The organism is Anoxybacillus sp. P3H1B (assembly GCF_001560855.1).
GTDB classification, from domain to species: Bacteria; Bacillota; Bacilli; order Bacillales; family Anoxybacillaceae; genus Anoxybacteroides; species Anoxybacteroides rupiense.
In genome coordinates this window covers 13,595-34,956 of sequence record NZ_LPUG01000020.1, presented here as the reverse complement: position 1 = coordinate 34,956, position 21,362 = coordinate 13,595, and the positions used below count along the sequence as shown (strand labels likewise).

Genomic DNA, 21,362 nt, shown 5'->3' with positions numbered 1-21,362 from the left:
TCCGTTTCAACTAGCACCACGGGTATTCTTTGTAATTTTATTTTGTCAATTTTTCCAAATATCTTGTTAGCACCCACCCCTTTACTACTTCCCCATCTTCTTTTTGATAAGCAACGAAAGTCCAATTTTTTCTTTTTTCTATCACCCGCACAACTTGTCCAAAATGCAATGTATCAACCACCTTTGTATTTCTTTTGTTAGTTTGGCGAACAGGTAATTGACTTGTTGATACCATACGGAATGGTTTTAATTCTTCAAATGTATACTTTTTGTCTTTATACTCTTTACGTACTTGTTTTAAAAGGATATTTTTATGTTTCATTACTTCTTGGTAAAATATTTTCTGGCTTGTTTCAAAAAAAGGTTCAAAGTACCCCGAAAGTATATTAATCAGAATAGAAATGATAGTTGCCCAAACAAATTGCTTAATTTTTTGAGCCCTTCCCAATTTTTGAGTCTTCTCCAATTTGTCTAAACGTTCAACTATGCTATTAAAAAGTGTAACAATTGGTCGTTGCTTTACTAATACATCTTGACGCCCTAATACTTCTAAAACTGCTTCTTCTAATTCCTCTCTTCTTACAAACTCGCCGTCCAAAATCCAATTTTCTTTCTCGTCTTGCTCAATAACAGTGAGTTCTACGTTTCGAAGTAATTCCTCAATCTTTGAAAAATTTACTTTTTGTAATTCTTTAAATTGAACCTGCCATTGTTCTAATGCTTTTATCGTTGGTGACAAATTAATTTTATATAATTCTAATTTTTGATTAATTGTCCATTGGAGTTCTGCAATCGGACTATTTATTCTATTGTAAATCTTGGTAAATGACAAACCTAGTTGTCTGGATGCATTCAAAGCCGCTTGCATAGAGTCAGTTATCCTATACATTTGACCGATCCGATTATTACCTAACGCTTTGGTTAATTCTAATGATGCAGCAATGGAGCGCGTATGTAATTGTATAATCTCTAACTGTGAGGCTACTATATTGAATGTTCTCGAAAGTTCAGATTGATACATACTCAAATCAAATTTCCTTCCTAAATTTAAACCTACATTGCTTACTTTCATTATTTTTGATTGGTATCCAAATATTTTTTCTAATCGTGACATCCTCTCTGATTCCCTTGTAAGAATTGTAGTAATCGCTCTATCCATTCCTGTCTGCATCTGCTTCTTCTCCCTTCATAACCATTTATACAAAAACAGATTCCCCTATAAGAGACATCTGTTCTAGTTGTTACGCATGCATTGGCCAGTCCTTATATTGCTGTTCGGCTTGTTCCATGAATTTGTTTGTTAAGAATTGTAATTGTTGACCCGTAATTTTTTCTTTCATGAGTACATGCTTGACGGCTAATTTCACTTTAGCGTAAACATCTCGACGGTGAGGACTCGTCCAGTCTACGGCTAATTGTTTCTTTAAGGCTTTGACAACCTTATGGATTAAATTTGCAAGAAATTCGTTTGAGAATGCTTCCTGCTCCATAGCAGTGATGGCTTTGTAAAACTCAATTTCTTCCTCTGAGAGTCCTAAGTCATGTCGCTTACGCATTTCCTCTTCCATCTCTTTGCGTATTTTAATCATCACTCTGACTACATCAGCGGCCTGAATGACACGATTATGATAATCCTTTAACGTTTTCTCTAACAGTTCGCTTAATGCCTTTGACTGTGGACTTCCTTTGCTAAATGTCACTTTAATTTGATCTTCTAAAAGTTTTTTCAGTAACTTTAAGCGTAAATCTTCATGCTCTTTTTTCGTTAAATCTGCCAAGAATGCATCGTCCAATATGCTAATATCCGGGCGTTCAATCCCTGCTACTTTGAAAATATCAACAGTTTCTTTCGCTAACAGACTGTTATCAATGAGTTCAGATAATCGCTCTTCTAATGTTTTATTCTCACTCGGTTTTTCAATTGGTGGTCGCAAATGTTTGCGAAGTTGTGCTTTAATCATTAAATACAGCATGACTTCATCTGCAAGTTCAAGCACTTCTGGCTGATTTTTCACCAACTGATACGACTTTTCAAGTTTTGTTGCCTCTTGAATATATTCTTCTGGATCACTATTTAAAAGAACACTGACAAGGTCAGCAATGAAGTCTTCTCGTTCTATTTTTGGTTTTATTCGCCAGTTTTGAACATTAATTTCACTTGGAATAAATTCTCTTACTGCCTCCAGATGGCCCATAAAGATTTTAACAGCCTCTGAAATATCATAAGATGGGCTTCCTGTGCCACCACTTTGCGTATATTTATGAGTTGCTTCCTTCAGTGAAGTAGCAATTCCAATATAATCAACGACTACCCCACCTTCTTTTCCCGGAAACACACGGTTTACACGGGCAATAGCTTGCATAAGATTGTGTCCTTTCATTGGTTTATCGACATAAAGGTAAGAAAGCGGTTTGGCGTCCATTCCTGTTAACCACATATCGACGACAATCACAAATTTAAGAGGATCTTCTGGGTCACGAAGTTGGTCTTTCACTTCTTCTTGCTCTTTTTTGGATTTAATATGAGCATATTTACCTCCCAGCTGAACTTCGCGCCACTCTTTAGGATCCTTCGATACATCCCCTGTCATAATCACTTCAACAAGAGGACATTCAGGAATCTCTCTTAGGTAATTATACAAATCAACCGCAATTCGCCGGCTCATACAAACAATCATGGCTTTTTGAAATGGATTGGCCACTTGGTTGAAATGTGATACGATATCATTCGCTAAACGACGAAGCCGTTTTGGAGTACCGACGACTTTTTCCAGAGCGGCCCATTTTCTTTTATAGTTCTCTGACTCTTCATCGTCTCCCCCAGCATCTACGATAATTTCCTTGTATTTTTCATCAATGTCCTCAGCAGATAAATCAAGCGGGATTAAGCGACTTTCATAGTAGATTGGTAATGTCGCTTTATCTGCCACTGCCTGAGCCATATCATAACGATGGATAATATGTCCAAAAATTTCTTCGGTATGGTTCCCAACAAAGTCGACTGGAGTTCCTGTAAATCCAATATGAGAAGCATTCGGTAAAGCATAACGCAATTGTGCGGCAAATCCACCTGCAAATCCGGCTTGTGTGCGATGTGCCTCATCAGCAATCACTACAATGTTTCGTCTTTCGGATAAAACCGGATGCTGAGTTTCTCCTTCTTTTTTACGGAATTTTTCAATCGTAGAGAATATAACAGGAGTTGCCTCTGCTCTGAGATATGTACGCAACTCTTCAACATTTTTTGCACGTTTTACTTTCCCAATAAATGATTCTCCCTGAACAAAAGTATCGTAGAGTTGTTCATCTAAATCATTACGATCTACTTGAATAACAATAGATGGATTTTCCATTTCAGGGTGACGAGACAAAATTCCCGCGAAAAATAACATACTTAGCGATTTACCAGAACCCGTTGTATGATACATAACCCCGATTTTCCGGTCTCCGTCAGGCCGTGTCGCACGTATCGCTTCATTGACAGCAAAGTTCACACCAAAAAACTGGTGATACTTTGCACCAACTTTTGTAATTTTACTACCTTCCTCTAAAAAGACAATGAAATTACGAATATAATTTAGTAGACGATCTTTCGGGAATAATCCTTCAATCAGCGTACGCATCGTATTGGCACGGTTGTTATCAATATTTCGTCCATCAATTGATTTCCATGAAGCAAAGAAATCGTAATCGGCAAACGGCATTCCATGCTTCGTTTCCACGTTATCGGAAATGACAGCAAAAGCGTTGTAGTTAAATAATTGCGAGATATCATACGTATAGTTTTGAATTTGGGTATATGCATCATAAACAGTCGCTTGCTCGTTGTTTGGATTTTTTAACTCAAATACAATCAACGGTAAACCATTAATATATATAACGATATCTGGCCTGCGGGACATACGTCCTTCAATCGATAATTGATTAACTACTAAAAAGTCATTGTTCTCTGGATGTTCCCAGTCAATCGGGAAAACATGAGGTGTGTATCTTTTATCATTTACCTCATAAGAGAACTCAAGTCCTTTCGTCAACATTCTGTGAAAATGCATATTGCGGTTTATCAATTTTACACCATCTGGCGCTGTTAATACTTGAGCAAGTCTTTTTATTTCATGTTCAGGTATGGCCGGATAAGCCTTCTTTAAGAAGACTTCCAACCGACCATAAAGAACTACTTCGTGAAGACTGTCACGCTCTTCACGCTGAAACAATTCCTGTGCATGAAGATAATCATAGCCTAACCGCTTTAAACGTTCAATCGTCGTTTCTTCAAATTCCGTTTCACCTAGAGGTCTCGTCATGCTGCTTGCACCTCCTAGTCGAATTTATATCCAAATTTAAACTTCTACTTGTTTTTCTGCTTGAGATAAATCAATTTCGCCTGATAAAAGGCGGGGAAGGAGATAGTCCCTTAAATTTATTAAATAACGATTTTCCTGTTCATTAGTTCGAATTAATTCAAATAACTCCAATAACTTGGGCTGGATAATATTTAAGGCCTTTTCGGTTGGAACTACTATTGGTAAATCTCTAATAATTTGCTGATTAATATTCTGTTGCGCTCCTCCATTAGCCAGACCTACTATCTTTGTACGGTTAAATAACAAATATAGATATGCTAAAACATAACTAAATGATTGATTTTTTTCAATAACAGCACAACATGCTTGATTGGTACTAGATGGTTCAGAAAGAATACCTAACTTTCCAACAGTTGCGCCATACATTGCAATAATTACTGTATTTTTAGGGAAGACTTTGGCTGAAGAGTTTTCTAATCCTAACTCTGTTATTTTCTCTTCCGTTTCAAATATAAAATTATCATTAAGTTCCTTTGTTTTTAGCCAGTTGATCGTCCCGTCCTGATAATATTCCGTTTTTCTTCTACTAGGTGTTCCTCCTGAAGAGGTGTCATATAAATCTCCCAATTTCTTAGCCTTCCATCCCTTTGGAATCATCCCTAATTCCGACTCCACAAACTCTCCATCTTGAAACAGTTCAAAATCAACAAACCAATGCTTGTAAAGTGTCATGGCCATTTCTTCGAGGGTTTTATTCATCTCTATATTGAGTTCGATTTTCTTATCGATACTACCAAGAATGGATGAAATTCTTTTTTGCGTTTCAAGATCAGGTATTGAAATGATCTGATTCTCGAATTGTTGTTTATCTACCCTCTGTCGCCCCGATGTACCTACCATCAACCTTTCAGCATTTTCGCGAAATGACTTGTTAGTTACAAGATAATACACAAAATCTGTATCTGTGATACCCTCTTTACCACGTAATACGATAAACTCGGTTGAACCAAACCCTTTCCCATTTTTAAGGTTTTTCACCTGTGCAATCTTGCCATTCTCAAGGCAGGGTGTTATTCGCGCAAAAAGTGTATCACCATTCTCAAATTTTGCTCCGCCAGACTTAAATTCTCTTTCTTCCTTTGCTTCTACTGGTTTATAAAAAGGTTGAATAACATCCATACTCACAAATGGATATATTTCACCTTTTCTAAGTTTTACAGTGGGGTTTACCTCGACTAAGTCCTTTAATTTTCCTTCAATCCATTTACTCACATCAATTCCTCCAAGTCCCTCTTAATCTTTTCTTGAAGGCAATTAGACTCTTCAAACTGTTCTAAAAGACGCTGAGTTAATTCAGCCATTTTTTCTTCAAACGGTACATCGTCTTCATTGGATATTTCCGTCCCAACGTAAATCCCCGGTGTTAGTTTGTAGTCATTGACTCGTACTTCATCAAGTGTGGCAACTTTACAGAACCCGGCAATATCTTCATATTCTTCTGCCTCTTCGTATTTGTAAGCACGATAAACGGCGGCGATTTTATCGATTTCCTCTTTAGACAGCGCTTTTTGTTTGCGACTAACGAGGTTTCCCATTTTGCGGGCATCGATAAACAAAATTTCATTTTTTCGTGCGCGATAGCCGTTTTTGCCGTCACGGTTTTTGCTTAAAAAGAATAAGCAACATGGAATACCTGTCGTAAAGAACAGTTTTTCAGGCAGTTGGACAATACAGTCAATATACCCCTCGTCCACTAATTTTTGGCGAACTTCCTTCTCCTCTTTGACATTCGTTGTCATTGCTCCGTTTGCCATCACAAACCCTGCTGTACCTGTTTCGTTTAAATGATATAAGAAATGCTGCATCCACATATAGTTCGCATTGCTGTTTGTAACAGGTCCCATTAAGCGCGGGTCTTTTTTTGATAAACGGTCTGCTCCCCAATCTTTTTGGTTAAATGGCGGGTTAGCAATAATGTAGTCTGCCTTCAAATCAGGAAACTGGTCATTTAAAAGCGAATCTCCTAAGCGAATTTCTGCATTAATGCCATGCAGCAAGACATTCATTTTTCCAAGACGTACGGTCGTTACCACATTTTCTTGTCCATAAAACGAAAGTGCATGTTTGTTCGGAGCATATTCTTCACTTTGAATGAACATACCTCCACTACCGCACGCAGGGTCAAAAACGATACCACTTTTCGGCTCAAGCATAGCAACAAGCAACTTAACAATACTTGACGGTGTAAAGAATTCTCCACCTCTATTACCTTCAGAAGCAGCAAAAGAACTAATAAAATACTCATATGTACGCCCTAATACGTCTACACTTTCATGAGTATTGGCACTAAATACATCGCGAGAAAAGATTTCGATTAAGCCCGCCACATTTTCAGCAGGTAAGTTCGAACCTTGGTAAATTCGAGGCAACATGCCTTCTAATTCTGGGTTCTCCTCTTCAAGACGCTTCATCGCATTATCAAGAATTTCTTTAATATTTGGCTGCTTGGCGTTTTTCATAATATAAGACCAACTTGCTTCTTCAGGAACCACAAAGACGTTCTCAGCCTTGTATTGATCTGGGTCAGAGATAATCACTTGCTGCATTTCAGCATCTTCCATGTACCAATCACTGTTTGGGTCTTTTACGATTTGTTCTAATTCTTTTCGGCGCTGTTCGTACTTATTAGAAAGATAGCGCAAAAAGATTAATGGAAGAACATAGTGTTTATAATCAGCAGGAGCAACACTCCCACGCATTTTATTGGCTGCCTCAAATAGTTCTTTCTGAAAATCAATATCGGCTTTAACTGACATGCTATTTCATCCTCCATAAATCTTCCATTTTCATTATTCATTTTAGCATATATTTGTTTATTAAATATTAGATTTTGAGGAATATAAAAGGTAAGGAACCCTCTCCGATCCCCTACCATTATGATTTTCTTATTCACTAAGAATGAATAAATTTCTCGACTTTTACATTCACAATTGTTAGTCCCTTTTGCTTCATTTCTTCTAACACCATTTGTATCTGAACTGCCATTGAATCAAAGAGAATAAAAATTTTCTCATCATCATTATCTTGGAGACGAGGAATAACGAACCTTATGAAAGCCTTTGCTTCTTCCAAAATATAATCAGATACACCAGTTAGAGCAACAATAGAATTAATTGTGCCGAAAAAAATTTGTGAAAACGCAGCATTGTAGATATCGTATCTCTTTGGAGAAAAGTTTGTATACCCCGCAACTTTAAATCCATATATTTTACCTTTTGGATTTTCGTAAAGTGTTATTTCCAGTCCTTCTTTGGCACTAACTTTTTTGAGTGGTTCCATATGCTTTTGTCCTTTCCGTTTTATCGCAACGTAATTGTTGGTAATCCCGATTATCACCATAAATAAAAAGTCTATTTCCATACGAGAATCATTTAACATGTTTTTTATTAACTTTTTGTCATCACTTGAAGGTGTAGGTGTATGCTCTGGATGTGTGTGCCATTCACCTAAATAAATCCTTTCTCCATTCGATTCTCTCCATGCCGTTTCAATAATCTTTTGAGCCTTGCGAACATTTCTCTCAAAAAAATAACGTCCTGATTTATCTTCTTTTGATGGCTCAGAAATCATGTCGATTACAATAGTGTCGTTGTACACTTTTCCGAGCAAAATCCCACCAGACTCATGTTGTTCTTTTCTTATTTGTTTATACTTTTCAAACGTTTTTACTATTTCTTCAGTAAAAACTACATGTTTTTCACCAAATTTATATATCACATTAATCAACACTTTCTTGGTTATTTTCTAAATCATAAAACCTTGTAGAAAAATCAGTGGCACCTACCCATTTCGGTGCTAATAACCTCCTGCTTTTTCTTTGCTCAGTTATATTTCCTAGCCATGTAAAAACCTTGCTCCTACGTGGTTCAGTATTTAATTGCTGCTTAATAAACAGCATTAAGTCGAATATAAATCTTTTCAACTCTAATACACCATATGGAACGTACGATGTATTGCAGCCAAGTTCCTTTTTAGTATACTTGTTCCCATCCTTCAATATTTGATATTTATAAGCACCACTTTCATCAAATGTTGTTTTAAGATGAATTTTGTCTTCTGGATTAATCCAAATAGCATGTCCACCGGCCAAATAAGGTTCTACCCATACATGTAACATAGGTTTGTTGATTAAACTTTGCATTTGTAATTGATTTAATCTCAACTCTGTTGGAAAGTGACTAATCGCTACAATAATTAAATCATAAGAATTTAAAACGTTCGGACTAGATGCTAACAATGATAAAACATTCCCGTTATAAACATGTATTTGACTAGTAGGATAATGTTTTCTCAGTTTGCTTTTAACGGCCTCTGTTTTATACTGACCTACATCACTAGCCCCACATAGATGTCTATTGATGTTTTCAAAACTTAAAATGTCATAATCAACCAATAGTAAATGCTCTATCCCGATATCAAGCATACTTTGTGCAATATGACTCCCAAGTGCTCCACAGCCAATGATGACTATTTTTAATCCATGATTCTCGGTTTTACCATCACCGCCACGTTTTTTCAGGCGTACTGCTCTAACATCTTCCACAGAATACTTAGCAATTTCTCTCTTAGGAAACTCCCTTATTAACTCAAGCAGCCCATGCTGACTATCCTTTCTAAAGCCGTTCATACTAGTTTTTATTCGTTTCCGACCTTTATATTTTAATACTACTTTTTTCATTGGGGGAAGATGTTCCCATCCCCCCCATGAATAATCACCGTCAGATTGCATAGAAAACAATACTTTTGTCGGCCTTTTACGCTTAGTCAAATATTCTGAAAGAGCCTGTATGGCTAGTTTATTGTCTTTTAATAAATGGTAAATATCTTTATTGTTTTTTGGAAAAGGAAACTGCATAGGCTTAGATAAAGGTATATACAACACTTTTGCAATCTCCTCTCCTCTTACCGTTCCACCTAAATTTTGAACCCAGCTAATAGCATCGCTTTTTTGATTTGCAAAAATTCCTTGTTGGTGCCAATTTGCGTACGTAAATGGGACTAAATAAACTTCTTTTGGTGCCTCAGACGGCTCTACAATCGACAAATAACTTCCTTTACTGTCTTCACCCCAGTAAGTTTCAAATTCATCTATGTAATCTTGAAAGTTCTGTTTTAATACCCCTTTTGTCAAAACTTCCTTGGCTTTCTGAATTGTTGCGTCTATAACACCTAAAGGATTAGCCGGATTGGGACTGGCTAATACATTATCAAAAAGGCAAAGTGTTTTATACTTACTCAAATGTGGCAAAGGATATAATTTCTTAAAACTGTGTTCGTCTAATTTAACTTTTGGAAACGAATCCGGAAAGTTAAAAGGCAGACTAATCAATAAATTGACTTCATAGTCTGCCACAATAGTTTTAATCTGTAGGGTGATAGGATGATTATTTGTTCCTTCGTTTTTATCTACAATAATAGCGTGATATTTATCCATTAGATATTCAACGGATTCGTTTCGTATCTGAGCATAGACGTCTAGTAAATCAAGATGACCGTCCATGGTTTCCTAACACCGCCGGTTTTGATGTTTGTAGTGCATACCCTTTGTCCACTCTTTCTTCAGGTAGAGTATATTCTGGAAAACGATCACCAAATATTTTCCACCAGATATCAGCGGCTTCCTTTTTATCCTCTTTTTCCAGCGCCTTCTGGCCTTGTGTGATAAGATTAGATAGTTTATTAAGGAATTTAGTTTTTGCGGCTTCTGACCATCCATCCAACAATTCTTCCTCCGGAAAGACAGGTCTCTTAAGGCTAAAGGATGAATTTAATTGGTCATAAACTTCTTGAGCAGTAGCAACAAATGCTGAGTCATCATCTTCTTCATAGCCTTCAACAAAGTGATTGGCAGCCAGAATGGTAAAAATCATACCACTCGGAAACTTATCGTCCCCTTTTTTATAATCTTTCCATGCTTTAAAGTACCGTACGATTCGTTTTAGTTGAGCCCCCTTATTCTTAACTTCATCATTAAACCAATTTGTCAACGCTTTTGGATCACTGTCAATCCACCCTTTTGTTTTATGCGCTAATTTAGGATGTTCTGCATCTTCAGCCTTTATATAGATAGGAAGATCAACATGGTAATTGTTTTTATAAATAACGCGTACACATGTATTTTTATTGACTGGAGGCGTACTTGTATGCCCTTCAACTGCTTTCACTGTCCAGTTATGAACAGTACTGGCGGCTGGCCAATCTTCTTCTTTTTTGTCGGCCAAATGCATGAGGTATACACCATCATCAATATCATATTCTCCCTCAATCGGTTCAATTGTGGTATTCATCATATAAGAGCCTTGTCCCCAGAATTGTGGTTTAGATACTTTTAACGTTTCTTCAAAATAACCCTTAATTTTTTCCCTCAGTGCATTTCTCGATGTGCGTAAAGATTCCTTCTTTTCCGGCTTTAATTTAATTTTCTCATCAAATTTTAGAAATAGATCATTGCATTGTGCCAACTGGCTCACCCCTTAACTTTGTTTGCTGATTGTCTAATTCAAAAAAGCGTTGCAACCTTAGATCATCTACCCACTTACTGCTTGCTTCATGACCTTTTTTTATCAAAAGGTCGATAGACTCCTCGCAGGCCATATCCAGATCAATTAATTTGCTTTCCTTTTCCATAAGTTCTTCACTCTTAATCCTTACATAATGACCTTTTAATGACTTGTTTAAATACTCAATATGATTATGGGTAGAAATAGACTGCAAGTCTATCATTAAAGAAATCAACTTAGCATTCCACAGAACAAACGAACGATGACGAATTTTAAGTTCCTTTTGAAATGCAAAATTTTGGTGCAATGTAGATACTGACAAAAGATTAAATTTTTCATAATTGTAGTCTTTATTTCCAATAAAAAATTGATATGCTTCTTGTATGCCGTGTAATGAGGGATTATTACTAAATAAACCACCATCTACAAATTGATCATCAGAATTAGGCATTGTCGGAATTTTTTGTATCGGAAAATAAGTTGGTGCAGCGGCAGTTGCTAAAGCAACATTAACTAGTAAATGATTACTGTCTCGATTTAGTCTATCGGCATGGTCAGTTTTTATAATACACGGCTCTCCTGTCGTAATATTTGAGGTAGGTATTAAAACACGGGTCTTACAATCTTTTATTCGCTTATCCTTAAAAACACTCTGAAGAGCACTTTTTAAATTTTTGTCATTATACTTAGACACCAGAAAAATTTGTTTTAATTTTTGGATTCCACGGTAGATTCGATTCTTATAAGGAAATATCACAGAACCGTGTTCTACGTAAAGATTTACAATTTCTTTCGCTGGAATGCCTGCTGCTAATGCTAGAGCGATAATCCCGCCTGTAGAAGTACCGCAAATCAAGTCAAAATGTTTATATAACTGACCATATCGTTCCTCAAAATCGGCCAAAATAACTGCAGAGTATAGTCCCTTTATTCCCCCACCATCAATTGATAGAATTTGAAATGGTCTTTTTTCCTCCATATTTCCTCCTCACTTTTTTCCTTAACGAATTTATTCTTAACAAAATTCTTGGACATAAAATACCTGTCTCTTTTACACGAGTCATCATTTAGAATGATTTCAAACTTCCATTCACTCGATTTATCCAACCTTTCTCCACCTCTAATCTTTATAAATGGACAGCTTTTCTATGATCTATCCGTTGTGATTGAAAATAACTTGTCATCAAGCAATGCGGACAAATACATTGCATCATGACTTAAAGAGGAGTCTATTCACCGGACACGATCATGCGCCTGATTTCGTCTACAATCAGTTGCGGTTGCTGATAGATCACCATATGACCAGAATTCTCAGCCGCAACCCAGTGCCATCCATTGATCGCCGCCGACTTTTGATGCGCCGCAATCAACAAAGGACGAATGCCGCGTTCCATGCGGGTCACATGCGTTCCCGAAATAATAGTCGCCTCGATCCCTGCCAGTTGCAGCGGTCGATCGCGCAAGGTTTTTAATTCTTCAAGAAAAATTTTTCCTTCAGCCGCCATGGTTCTAGCCGCCTGGATGGTGAAGTCCTCACGGCAATGATCTTGATAGACATCCTCTGGCAATACGCGGCCGGCTCCACTACCCAGCCGACGATACATGCCGATGCGCGCCAATACTGGCGTCACTATGTTCATCAAAGCAAAATGTATTTTCGAGAGGCGACGAAAATAAAGCTCGCAGTGTTCATCTGTGGGATCGACCAATACCAGCCCGCGCACTTGTGCAGGTGCAAGCGAAGCCGCCATACGCACGATTGGTCCACCCCAACTGTGACCGACCAGAATAAACACTTCGCTCTCAAGATGGCGGAGTAGCGCGAGCAAATCCTCAGCCATTCTGACGAGCGTTCGCGGCGCCGCGTCGGGATCGCTTCTTCCCGACCCTGCTCGATCATACACCACCGCACGGGCAAAATCGGCCACAAGTGGCTGAACAAGTCCCCACGCCGAGCGCGACATGCCCATCCCTGCTTCAAAGACAACTGTAAGCGAACCTGTTCCCTGTTCCATGTAATACAGTTTCCGTCCATCCGCAGTGTGCATGTAACGGCTTATGCTCAACGTATGCCCCTTCTCCTCCGGCATTGCCATTCTCCTTTCGGCTTTCATTGATCTAATCCAAAATGGATCCCTGTCGTTTTTACACAAAAAATGATTCAAATACGATCAGCAATATATTGATTGATTAAGTCGCAAGCCGTGGTGTTTGTGAAATTTTTAAGCTGAAAATTATACTTGCCGCATGATAGATTTGCATTTAAACTACTTCTAATTTGTGTCTCCACATTTGGGAGCAGTTTAATTGCATCTTCACTATAACCCCAAACTCGTATTTGCACCGCATGTTCGTTTACTCTATAGCCATGGGAAACCAATATTTTTGATCCTTGACCTCTTTCTCCAAACAACTTGTGTCTTAAATTTTTATCCCTTTCCATTCTCCGAATAGTGTCTCTAATATGGAATCCAATTGGAATAAAACCGTACTGCTCCCAATTATTTTTCCACGCCGATTTCTCGACATTATTTAACCCCCAGAAACCTTTTTGTTTAATGATCGTATCTATGCTTTCATTAAAAACAAGGTTAAACTTTAAGAAACTCTTTGTTGAGTTAAAGTTTTTCAAATTCGCTTTTAGATATTGCGGGTCTTCAAACGCTAAATTCCCCTCATCTTCCGCCATCACTTGTACTACTCCGTTTCCTTGTGCTGTTCTTCCACCTATCGCCGCAAAATTTGATATCATTCTGATGGTTAGCCGTAACATATCCTTTTCTTGAGGTGATATTTCCTTTCTTTCGTAAAAATGGAGTATCAAGCGATCTTCTCCTGTAAACATTTTCCCTGTCAGAACCCTGCTATGATTCGAATTTGTTCTGCTTCGAACTACAATACGTTCGCTATCACATCCTCCCATCTCTTCAATAACTAATTTGAGTTTCCCACTCCAACCCGTGCAGCCAAATAGCTTACAAACCGAACAGATCTTCTGATTATCTAAAGCTTCATCCGCTGTTTTTCCCGCTATTAGGTCACCAAAAAAATCCTTCTGGTTTAACTGGCACTTTTCTTTCGCTATGGGGTTGCATACTTTTTCTGAATACATACGACTAACATTCTCATACCACCACCGGATACTTCCCCATATGCTGCTTGTCTTAATATCTGTGATTTTTCTGTAAGCATTTCCTGTCCAAAGTGGGGTTAACGTTTGCAGGCTAATACGCATAAACGGTTCTTTCTCTATCATTTTTATCACCTCGAGACGCTAAAATGGCTATACTTCTTGCCGTAATTCTTTTATAAGCCAGAGTAATGTTTAGATGCCCATTTTTACACTGCTCATTTTTAAATATTTCCATAACTTTTTATTGTAATAATTCTCATTTGGCAGATTCGATTTCTCTTAAGAACCATTGTAGTGTATTGCAGGTTCTTCAATCGGCAACTGCCACACGTTGAACTGCAAAGTAACTGCAGTTTAACGACGATTTAAATTATCTGAATATTAAGAAATATATAGGTCTGATATATGTGGTCTGCTGTTGCTTTTGAACCTTGATACCGGAACTTTTCATAGAACCTTTTTACTCACTTCTATTTTACTATACAATCAGAAAAAATTTGTCGAATTTTATCGCTAAAACAAATAATTTGAAAATTTTTTTGATAACTAGGGACGCATTTTCACCTGATGGACGGACTCTCAAGAAAAATCACTCGGACTATCATCATTCCTGCAGACTTTTGGCACTTGAAACACACTGCTCTTCTGGCTGTTTACCCCTTTGTTTGCCGTCGTTACATTATCTAAACCTTTTCCAGCTTGTCAGTACTTGGTTTAAAAGCAAGAGGTTCTTCAAAGTGTCAAGGTCGAATTTAAATTGACCCACCTGTGCCCCGTCTGTGCTTGGGGGAAGCGGCAGCTTCCTTTCATTCGGCAGCTGTTGTCTCGGATGTTCAAAATGTGTGCGCGTTGCACCAACCGATCCAGCACGGCTGTGGCCAGTACGCGACCCCATGACAACTCTCCCCATTCGCCAAAACTCTTGTTACTGGTTTATCACCATACTTCCACGTTCGTAACGAGCGCTGACGACATGGAATAAGAGATTGGCGGCAATGGGATCAAGTGGCGTATAACCAACCTCATCCACAATCAACGTAGCCTTGTTCTCGAATTCGTTTCCCCAACACCTCCGCATGGTAAGGCCCTCAACCATGAACTCATCCAGCATGAGTTTAGATGGATAATGTAAATCAATCCACATTTTGGCTTTCTACTTGTACAACCACTTGGTGGTATTTTAAAAGGCGTAGAGCATTTCATTCTGGTAATTTTAGGCCACTTAATTACAATCCTGCGGTAACAATTGTTATCAAACTTACCAATATTCCCGATACAAGTAAAAAACTCATTAGTAGAAGTAGTATTCCAACACAAATATAATGTGTGGCAGATTTACAAAATCTAAAAGTTTTCTTGAATAACCAGCTCCAAACTTTTGACAATCGATTTTGTAGTGCTAGATTAACCATGGACAAAATATGAACCGTACCAATCAAAGTAAATAACAAAAATAAAAATAATACTATTATCCCTATTGCCTGATAGAACAAGAATGCAAACGTATTTACATTAGATAATAAGAATAATATACCGTCTTTGCTTATTGTGTTTAAAATCTCTTCTTTGTTCACGAACGGACCTTTAAGAGGATTTTTCATAAGGTACAATAGAATTGGCGAAAGACATGTAGAAATAGTATTGAACACCAATATACTTCTTATTGATTTATCAACACAATATTTTTTTGTAACTACATACGATGTTGTCAGAAAGGTACTTTCAAGTAAAACTATTAAAATTAGAATTAAATTACTTATTGTTGATTCGAATTTCAAGAAAGCAAATGTTAAAATTAGGGAGCCTAATATGTATACAAAAAAGATTTCTCCATCACTCATGCTTCGCTCTTTTGAGGAACTATGAGGAGTCCCCTTTGGTGTTACGGATGTATCGTTATAATGATATTGCTCGATATGTATCTGTGAAAAAATTAGTTGTTTATTAACTTGAATTATACTATCATCTTTATTATTTTTTAGTAATTTAGGTAAAATCACACCTAAAACCGCTCCTGAAACTGCCGAGATAATAGTTAGTAATAGGTCATACCAAAAGTTTTCTATCTTAATCTCCACCCTTCACTACTGTACTTCTTCTGATGATTTATGCAGGCTTACTGAAAGAAGCATGCTATGGCATGTGCATGTGCTACATAAAAACCGTAAGAAACCTCAGGCAGTATTCAAAATTCAACACGAGGAACTACAGTTTAATGACCACTTCACCTAAAAATTCCGACATGTACGGGTCTTACTGTTTTTTTGGGTCAATGCAGCAAATATTAATAGAACCTTTGTACCCCCTTCTATTCTACTACACAATTAGAAAAAGTCTGTCGAATATTGTCGCCAAAACAAATAATTTGCAAAAATTTTGATGACCGAGGGATGCATTTTGCCTGATAAACGGACTCTTGAAAAAATCACTTGGGAGGTATCATTCTAAGGACTTTTAGCACTTGTAAACACAATTACTACTCTTCCGACTGTTACATTCCTCTGCTTGCCGTCGTTGTATCAGCTTCCAACTAGTCAAAGCTCGTCAATGGTTCGATAGTATGAGATTGGCAACTTGATTGACGGTGGTTTGAAAACAGTTCTTCGGGAATCCGGAAATGCCTGTGATCCGCACGGACAGTGGACCGCAGTTCATCCGTCATCGTTTTGAACAAGATTGTCTGAGCAAGCATGAGTTTGAGAGCTTCCAAGACTTATATAAAACGGTTTCAGAGTATTATTTGTTCTTCAACCAGCAATGGCAGCTTGTATGATCTGTCACCCTATGAATTTATAGAGGCGCTCCAACAACAAACTATGAAAGCATTCGTTGTAAAAGTGTAGGCTGATCTTGAAAGCTCTTTACACGGAGGGCTCAGGCATGATAGGTTGGTTGGCCTTACGATTGTCAGAGGGGGAGTGACTCACATTGTTTTCTGCCATTAAAAAGTTAAGCGAAACGCAAGATTTTTTTCAGCACCCTATAAACATGTTTCAAGCTAAGGAGTGTCATATCATGTACATATCCAAATTAAAATACATAATTTTCGTAATTTTAAAGACATTAACAATGTGATTGAATTCAATGAAAGCATAAACGTACTAATTGGCCATAATAACTTGGGGAAATCTAATGTGTTGAGAACTTTAGAACCAGTGCTGAGTTTTGGGTCATCAAAAAGATTAGCCGTTGATGATTTTAATAAAGAAATAAGCGTAGATCCGTATCAACGTCGTGATGAGTAGCTTGTGAAAACCGTTATTAGCATGTACAAAGTTAGAATGAGCATGGGAGAGGTTGCAGAACGATTATTACTATAGATTTTCGATTCCTTGCAAAAATGTAGACAATCGTCAGAACGACTAGTGTGAAACGTTTAAAAGAAGTTTGCAAAGCGAGCATTGATATATCAACGTCTCTAAAACATTAAGAGGGTGTCTATAAGCCGATAAATCGACTTATTAGACACCCCCTTCTGTTTTGATGATGCGATATTCCCTATTAACGCTATCATAGTGATTATTCGCAATGATTAAATTGTTTAGATTAATAATTTCACCAATCTATCCTACTAATACATTAGAACCCCGACATATATAAAATAACCTCAACATACTTTAAATGATACCAATGTTTGTATATGTCGGTTTTTAATCTAAATCGTCAACTTAATAAAGTCCATCTCGTAGTTTCCTATAGATGGGCTCTTGAATCATACATCTTCCCCTTGGTGCTCCATAACCACTCTTTCTGCCTCCTGTTCATAAAACTCCGCCAATTTTCTAAGATCTGCGGCAAGTCGGTAATACCCCGCATTCTCTATACTATCAGCTTTGTGCCTATAATTTGCCGCAAGTTCTCGTTCTTCCTTTCCTGTCGGATCTACCCAATATACTCCACGGGAATTAAGTAGTTGCATGCAAAAACCTTTTCTTAGGTCCTCCCCTTCCTTACTGTTCAAAGCCTCGGCTACCGCCCTATGGAGCCATAATCCATCGGGATCTGTTGGGGAATACATAAGGACTTTTCCAACATGTTGCATCGCAACCTTAAAATGACCTGATTCTGTACACGCTGCCTTAGTATGCTTTAACCACCAAGCGAAGTCTTCTTTTGAGAATCTACCATCTGACTTCATTCCAGGAGGAGTTCGCCACATATTAAGTAATCGATACGCATTTAAAGCCATAGACTTTTGTTGTTCGGTCGGTTCTATATGATTACGATTAGTCTCCTTTTTTGATCGATAAATAAGAGCAATGATTTCACAAAAAAATTGCGGATTGAGTGATAGTTTTTCTTCAAGTGTCCTTGGTGGAACTTCATCACTTGAATCTAAAATCGGCAAATACGCCCATTCGACTTTGCAAAGATCATCTTTGTTAGTCTCAGGATCATTTTGTAACGCTTTGATCATCTCAACAATTTCGTATCTGCTTGTAGAATACAAAGGTTCAGTCGAAGAAATAGCCTCTAAAAGTGCCTGTATGGCTAATTTTTGATTCAAAGGCTGCTTCTCCAGAATACCCCCATAATATAAACAGTCGATAGCTGCTAGAGGTCTCCTGTACTTGATTAATTTTCGTACGGCCATTTCAAGATGACCATCTGATCGGTGAAGATTCGTATTTGCCCTGCTCCAATACTCAATCTCATGATCACCAAGTAATGCATTTGCACGATTCCATGTCTCGACGGTAAAAGGAAGGTACGAAAGAAAATAACCTATTTGAACATGTGTCCAATTTGTATAATCTAGCTTATCAACCCATGCCCATCCTTGTTTTGATTGTCGCTGCCAAACATATCCACGCACGAACTGGACCAGATACAGATCATCGCTATCCAAGACATTTGGCAGAATGAGTGAATCGATTTCCGTTCCCGCGATGCTACCAAGAGTTTTTCCTACTTTTAGCGGTGATTCTACCTTTTTCACAAGCTCATATACCGCATCTATTCCACCGTATTCTAGTACATCTTTTATTGCCTGTTGACGTTGTTTTTCAACATCTGATTCTTGGCCCTTTCTTCTAAATATAATAAAATCCCGATCGTTAAACAGCCAATGATACAAATCGATTGGATTCGTTGGAGCAAGTAGCTCAGCGACATTTTCAATTTGAGACACCAAGTCGGGGCTAAGCGCCCAATCCTTATCGCTAAAAGTTTTATGTCTTTGAGCGAACTTGACTAGTGCTGTCCAAATATGGGTCCTATCATTTTCAGATATGTTATCTATAATGTCTTTGGACGAAAGATACTCTAATGCTTTATTAAAAGAGAACGGCGGAAGATGATCAAGGTGTTCAATAAGTTCACCCCATTTAGAAGGATCGCTTTTGGCCATTTCAACAATAAAATCCGCATAAATAGAAACTTGTTCCCAATATTCATCACGAGTCACTTTATTTTCTGAGTTCTCCAGAATGGTTTTACGCCAAAGAGGCTGATGAGAACCTACAGACGTTGTGCGTTGATTCGGAAGCAAGTTTAACAATACTCTCCATGCAATATCAGGAATTTCTTGCTGAAGTACTTGAAACGCTATCTTTCTCTTCTCAATCGATGCAGTTGTTTGCGGAAGCCAAGGCAAAAAAATAGTTGTCAACGAATTTATAGGGCGATTTTCATACGTGCCACCAGGGTCACGGGATGCGAGCTCACCTAAAATGACAGAAGTTCGAACTAAAAACTGCTCATCCCAAGCGAGTGTTTCCAATGCCCAAAGTAATCCCGTCAGATAATTGCCGCCCGTAATTCCGTTTCCCTCTTGTAAGAAAAGTTCATCGAATGGACAAGGAGTTTGTCGTAATGCGTTCTCAACACCCTCCAAAAATTCATCCGGTGCCGCTTCTGCAAACAATGGAAGCAAATCGTTCAAGCTTCCCCAAAGCACCCAATCTGCCTCCTGTAGGATTTCTCTGACTACTGTTGCTGCAACGGCAGCTGCTTTACCTAAGGAACAGTTAGACAAATTATCCGCATGAGTTCCAAGAAGCGCAAGCGTCTCTGCGATTCCCTTTCTTAAAGAACCTGAATGCTTCAGTACTTTATTGTAAATGTTCGCAGCAAACCGATTTTCTGGCGGCAATTCAAACTTGGGGTGTCGCTCAGCAAGAACAGCCACAGCATATTGTTTAAAATTATCTAAATGGCGGTCAAAAATTCGAGGACCTAACTCCTCCCATAATTCCTGCCTCTTAGTAACATTCCATACCCTATTTTTCAAAACAATAGGAGCGTTGGGCTCATGGATAATATCTTGAATCTTATTAATCCAGTCATGATACATCTCTCCAGTAAGGTTCGAAATGATTTGAAGATCTCCCTCAATCTTTTCGTTCCATGAACCAACAAGGTTCGCAAAGGCTAAGGATGACGCATATTCAAGACGCCCCCATCCTTTCTCTCTAGCTAGCAACACAGCGGGCGCCAAGAAATTATTAGGAATCATTCTTGGAATCGGCTTTTGAAATAATGTACGAATATCATCAGGGATACATTCGATTGTTACAAAACCAGCATTTTCGTTTTTCCATTCCACCAAATTCACAATCCTTGCCCAAATATCTTGAACACGGTCTACCGAATACTGTCCTATTAGGGAGTGCAACAACGAGAGCGTTACCCCTTCAATATCGAGATCATAGATAAGTAAATGAAAACTTTTCAAAAATCTCCATAACTGCTCGTCTGTAACATCATTATGATTATTGGCAGCTTTTAAATGGCTTTTAAAAACCTCGAACTTATCCCTTTGGTCTTTTCCTGAAAACTTAGAAAGCTTTACCCTCTGAATAAAATCCTCTGCGCTTTCCGAGTTTTGAGCCTGTCTAAGCAAATCACGAACACTGCGGGTATCTTTAGCGCTAAGCGGACCTGTAATAAGTGCTATAGCATCTGTCCCTTCAATAAACAGACCTTTTTTATTGAAATCGCTCCAAGCTGCCTGCATAACCTCACCAAATTCACGGCTTCCGCTAGTAATGCCAATAGAACGTTTAATTTGGCATAAAAGTTTTGCTTCTTTGTTAGTCTCTAGCTGTTTCGTGTAAACGATGAAATCATCAATATCAAAGTTTTGATATTTCCCTTGAAACTTAATTTTGCAAATAGGCCATGTCGGCAAACAAGGAGCAAAACCGCCTGTAAGCATTAGAAGCACAAACGATGCCTGAACACGATTTTCAAAATGAATACCGATCCCTCCAGTTGATGAAGGATTGCTAATTTGTTTCATGAGGTTATCCATAACACAATCCCCCTTTAAAACTGTTATCTATTAGAATAAACAATTTAAAACGTCACTTATGTGCAAAAGAACCCACTCTATATTTGTTGAGTGGGCTTCTACATTGTAGT

At 38.0% G+C, this 21,362-nt stretch carries 16 protein-coding genes; 2 read left to right on the top strand and 14 right to left on the bottom strand.

The window, feature by feature from the left end; translation table 11 throughout:
* Positions 1-37: 37 nt before the first annotated feature.
* The 13 genes from AT864_RS12655 to AT864_RS12595 all read right to left on the bottom strand — a co-directional run bounded on the left by AT864_RS12655 (position 38) and on the right by AT864_RS12595 (position 16,075).
* A complete protein-coding gene (locus AT864_RS12655; RefSeq protein WP_066149378.1) occupies positions 38-1,171 on the bottom strand; it encodes an SH3 domain-containing protein in 1,134 nt (377 codons plus the stop codon).
* Positions 1,172-1,241: 70 nt separating this feature from the next.
* Complete coding sequence (locus AT864_RS12650) at positions 1,242-4,304, bottom strand: type I restriction endonuclease subunit R (protein WP_066149375.1); 3,063 nt, start codon at positions 4,302-4,304, stop codon at positions 1,242-1,244.
* A gap of 36 nt (positions 4,305-4,340) precedes the next feature.
* On the bottom strand, positions 4,341-5,576 hold the full coding sequence (locus tag AT864_RS12645) for a restriction endonuclease subunit S (RefSeq protein ID WP_066149372.1): 1,236 nt from the start codon (positions 5,574-5,576) through the stop codon (positions 4,341-4,343).
* Entirely contained in the window at positions 5,573-7,120 is a 1,548-nt protein-coding gene (locus tag AT864_RS12640; protein ID WP_066149370.1) for a class I SAM-dependent DNA methyltransferase, read from the bottom strand. Before AT864_RS12640 ends, AT864_RS12645 begins: the two co-directional genes overlap by 4 nt.
* 136 nt (positions 7,121-7,256) lie before the next feature.
* Complete coding sequence (locus AT864_RS12635; protein ID WP_066149368.1) at positions 7,257-8,081, bottom strand: ribosomal-processing cysteine protease Prp; 825 nt, start codon at positions 8,079-8,081, stop codon at positions 7,257-7,259.
* Between the two features lies 1 nt (position 8,082).
* Positions 8,083-9,864, bottom strand: coding sequence for a ThiF family adenylyltransferase (locus AT864_RS12630; RefSeq protein ID WP_066149367.1), 1,782 nt, complete (start codon positions 9,862-9,864; stop codon positions 8,083-8,085).
* Positions 9,848-10,834, bottom strand: a complete 987-nt coding sequence (locus AT864_RS12625) for a cyclic GMP-AMP synthase DncV-like nucleotidyltransferase (RefSeq protein ID WP_231734650.1) — start codon at positions 10,832-10,834, stop codon at positions 9,848-9,850. The genes AT864_RS12630 and AT864_RS12625 overlap by 17 nt, the downstream gene beginning before the upstream one ends.
* Positions 10,809-11,843 (bottom strand): CBASS cGAMP-activated phospholipase, encoded by a 1,035-nt coding sequence (locus tag AT864_RS12620; protein ID WP_066149363.1) that lies wholly within the window; start codon positions 11,841-11,843, stop codon positions 10,809-10,811. Before AT864_RS12620 ends, AT864_RS12625 begins: the two co-directional genes overlap by 26 nt.
* 250 nt (positions 11,844-12,093) lie before the next feature.
* Positions 12,094-12,954 carry an alpha/beta fold hydrolase gene (locus tag AT864_RS12615; RefSeq protein ID WP_082741697.1) on the bottom strand — a complete coding sequence of 287 codons (861 nt, stop codon included), beginning with the start codon at positions 12,952-12,954 and terminating at the stop codon, positions 12,094-12,096.
* A gap of 71 nt (positions 12,955-13,025) precedes the next feature.
* Complete coding sequence (cmr1, locus tag AT864_RS12610; protein ID WP_066149361.1) at positions 13,026-14,120, bottom strand: type III-B CRISPR module RAMP protein Cmr1; 1,095 nt, start codon at positions 14,118-14,120, stop codon at positions 13,026-13,028.
* 609 nt (positions 14,121-14,729) lie between these two features.
* A complete protein-coding gene (locus AT864_RS18760) occupies positions 14,730-14,897 on the bottom strand; it encodes an ATP-binding protein (protein ID WP_369815559.1) in 168 nt (55 codons plus the stop codon).
* 25 nt (positions 14,898-14,922) lie between these two features.
* Positions 14,923-15,075: an ATP-binding protein gene (locus AT864_RS18755; protein ID WP_369815558.1), complete on the bottom strand. Its 153-nt coding sequence runs from the start codon at positions 15,073-15,075 to the stop codon at positions 14,923-14,925.
* Positions 15,076-15,223: 148 nt separating this feature from the next.
* Positions 15,224-16,075, bottom strand: coding sequence for a hypothetical protein (locus AT864_RS12595; RefSeq protein ID WP_156450538.1), 852 nt, complete (start codon positions 16,073-16,075; stop codon positions 15,224-15,226).
* 539 nt (positions 16,076-16,614) lie between these two features.
* Here AT864_RS12595 and AT864_RS17960 point away from each other — a divergent pair.
* Positions 16,615-16,770 carry a hypothetical protein gene (locus AT864_RS17960; protein WP_156450537.1) on the top strand — a complete coding sequence of 52 codons (156 nt, stop codon included), beginning with the start codon at positions 16,615-16,617 and terminating at the stop codon, positions 16,768-16,770.
* 232 nt (positions 16,771-17,002) lie between these two features.
* Positions 17,003-17,242 carry an AAA family ATPase gene (locus tag AT864_RS18750; RefSeq protein WP_082741696.1) on the top strand — a complete coding sequence of 80 codons (240 nt, stop codon included), beginning with the start codon at positions 17,003-17,005 and terminating at the stop codon, positions 17,240-17,242.
* Between the two features lie 467 nt (positions 17,243-17,709).
* Here the strand turns inward: AT864_RS18750 and AT864_RS12590 are convergent, their stop codons facing one another.
* Complete coding sequence (locus tag AT864_RS12590; RefSeq protein WP_197431020.1) at positions 17,710-21,252, bottom strand: hypothetical protein; 3,543 nt, start codon at positions 21,250-21,252, stop codon at positions 17,710-17,712.
* Positions 21,253-21,362: the final 110 nt, after the last annotated feature.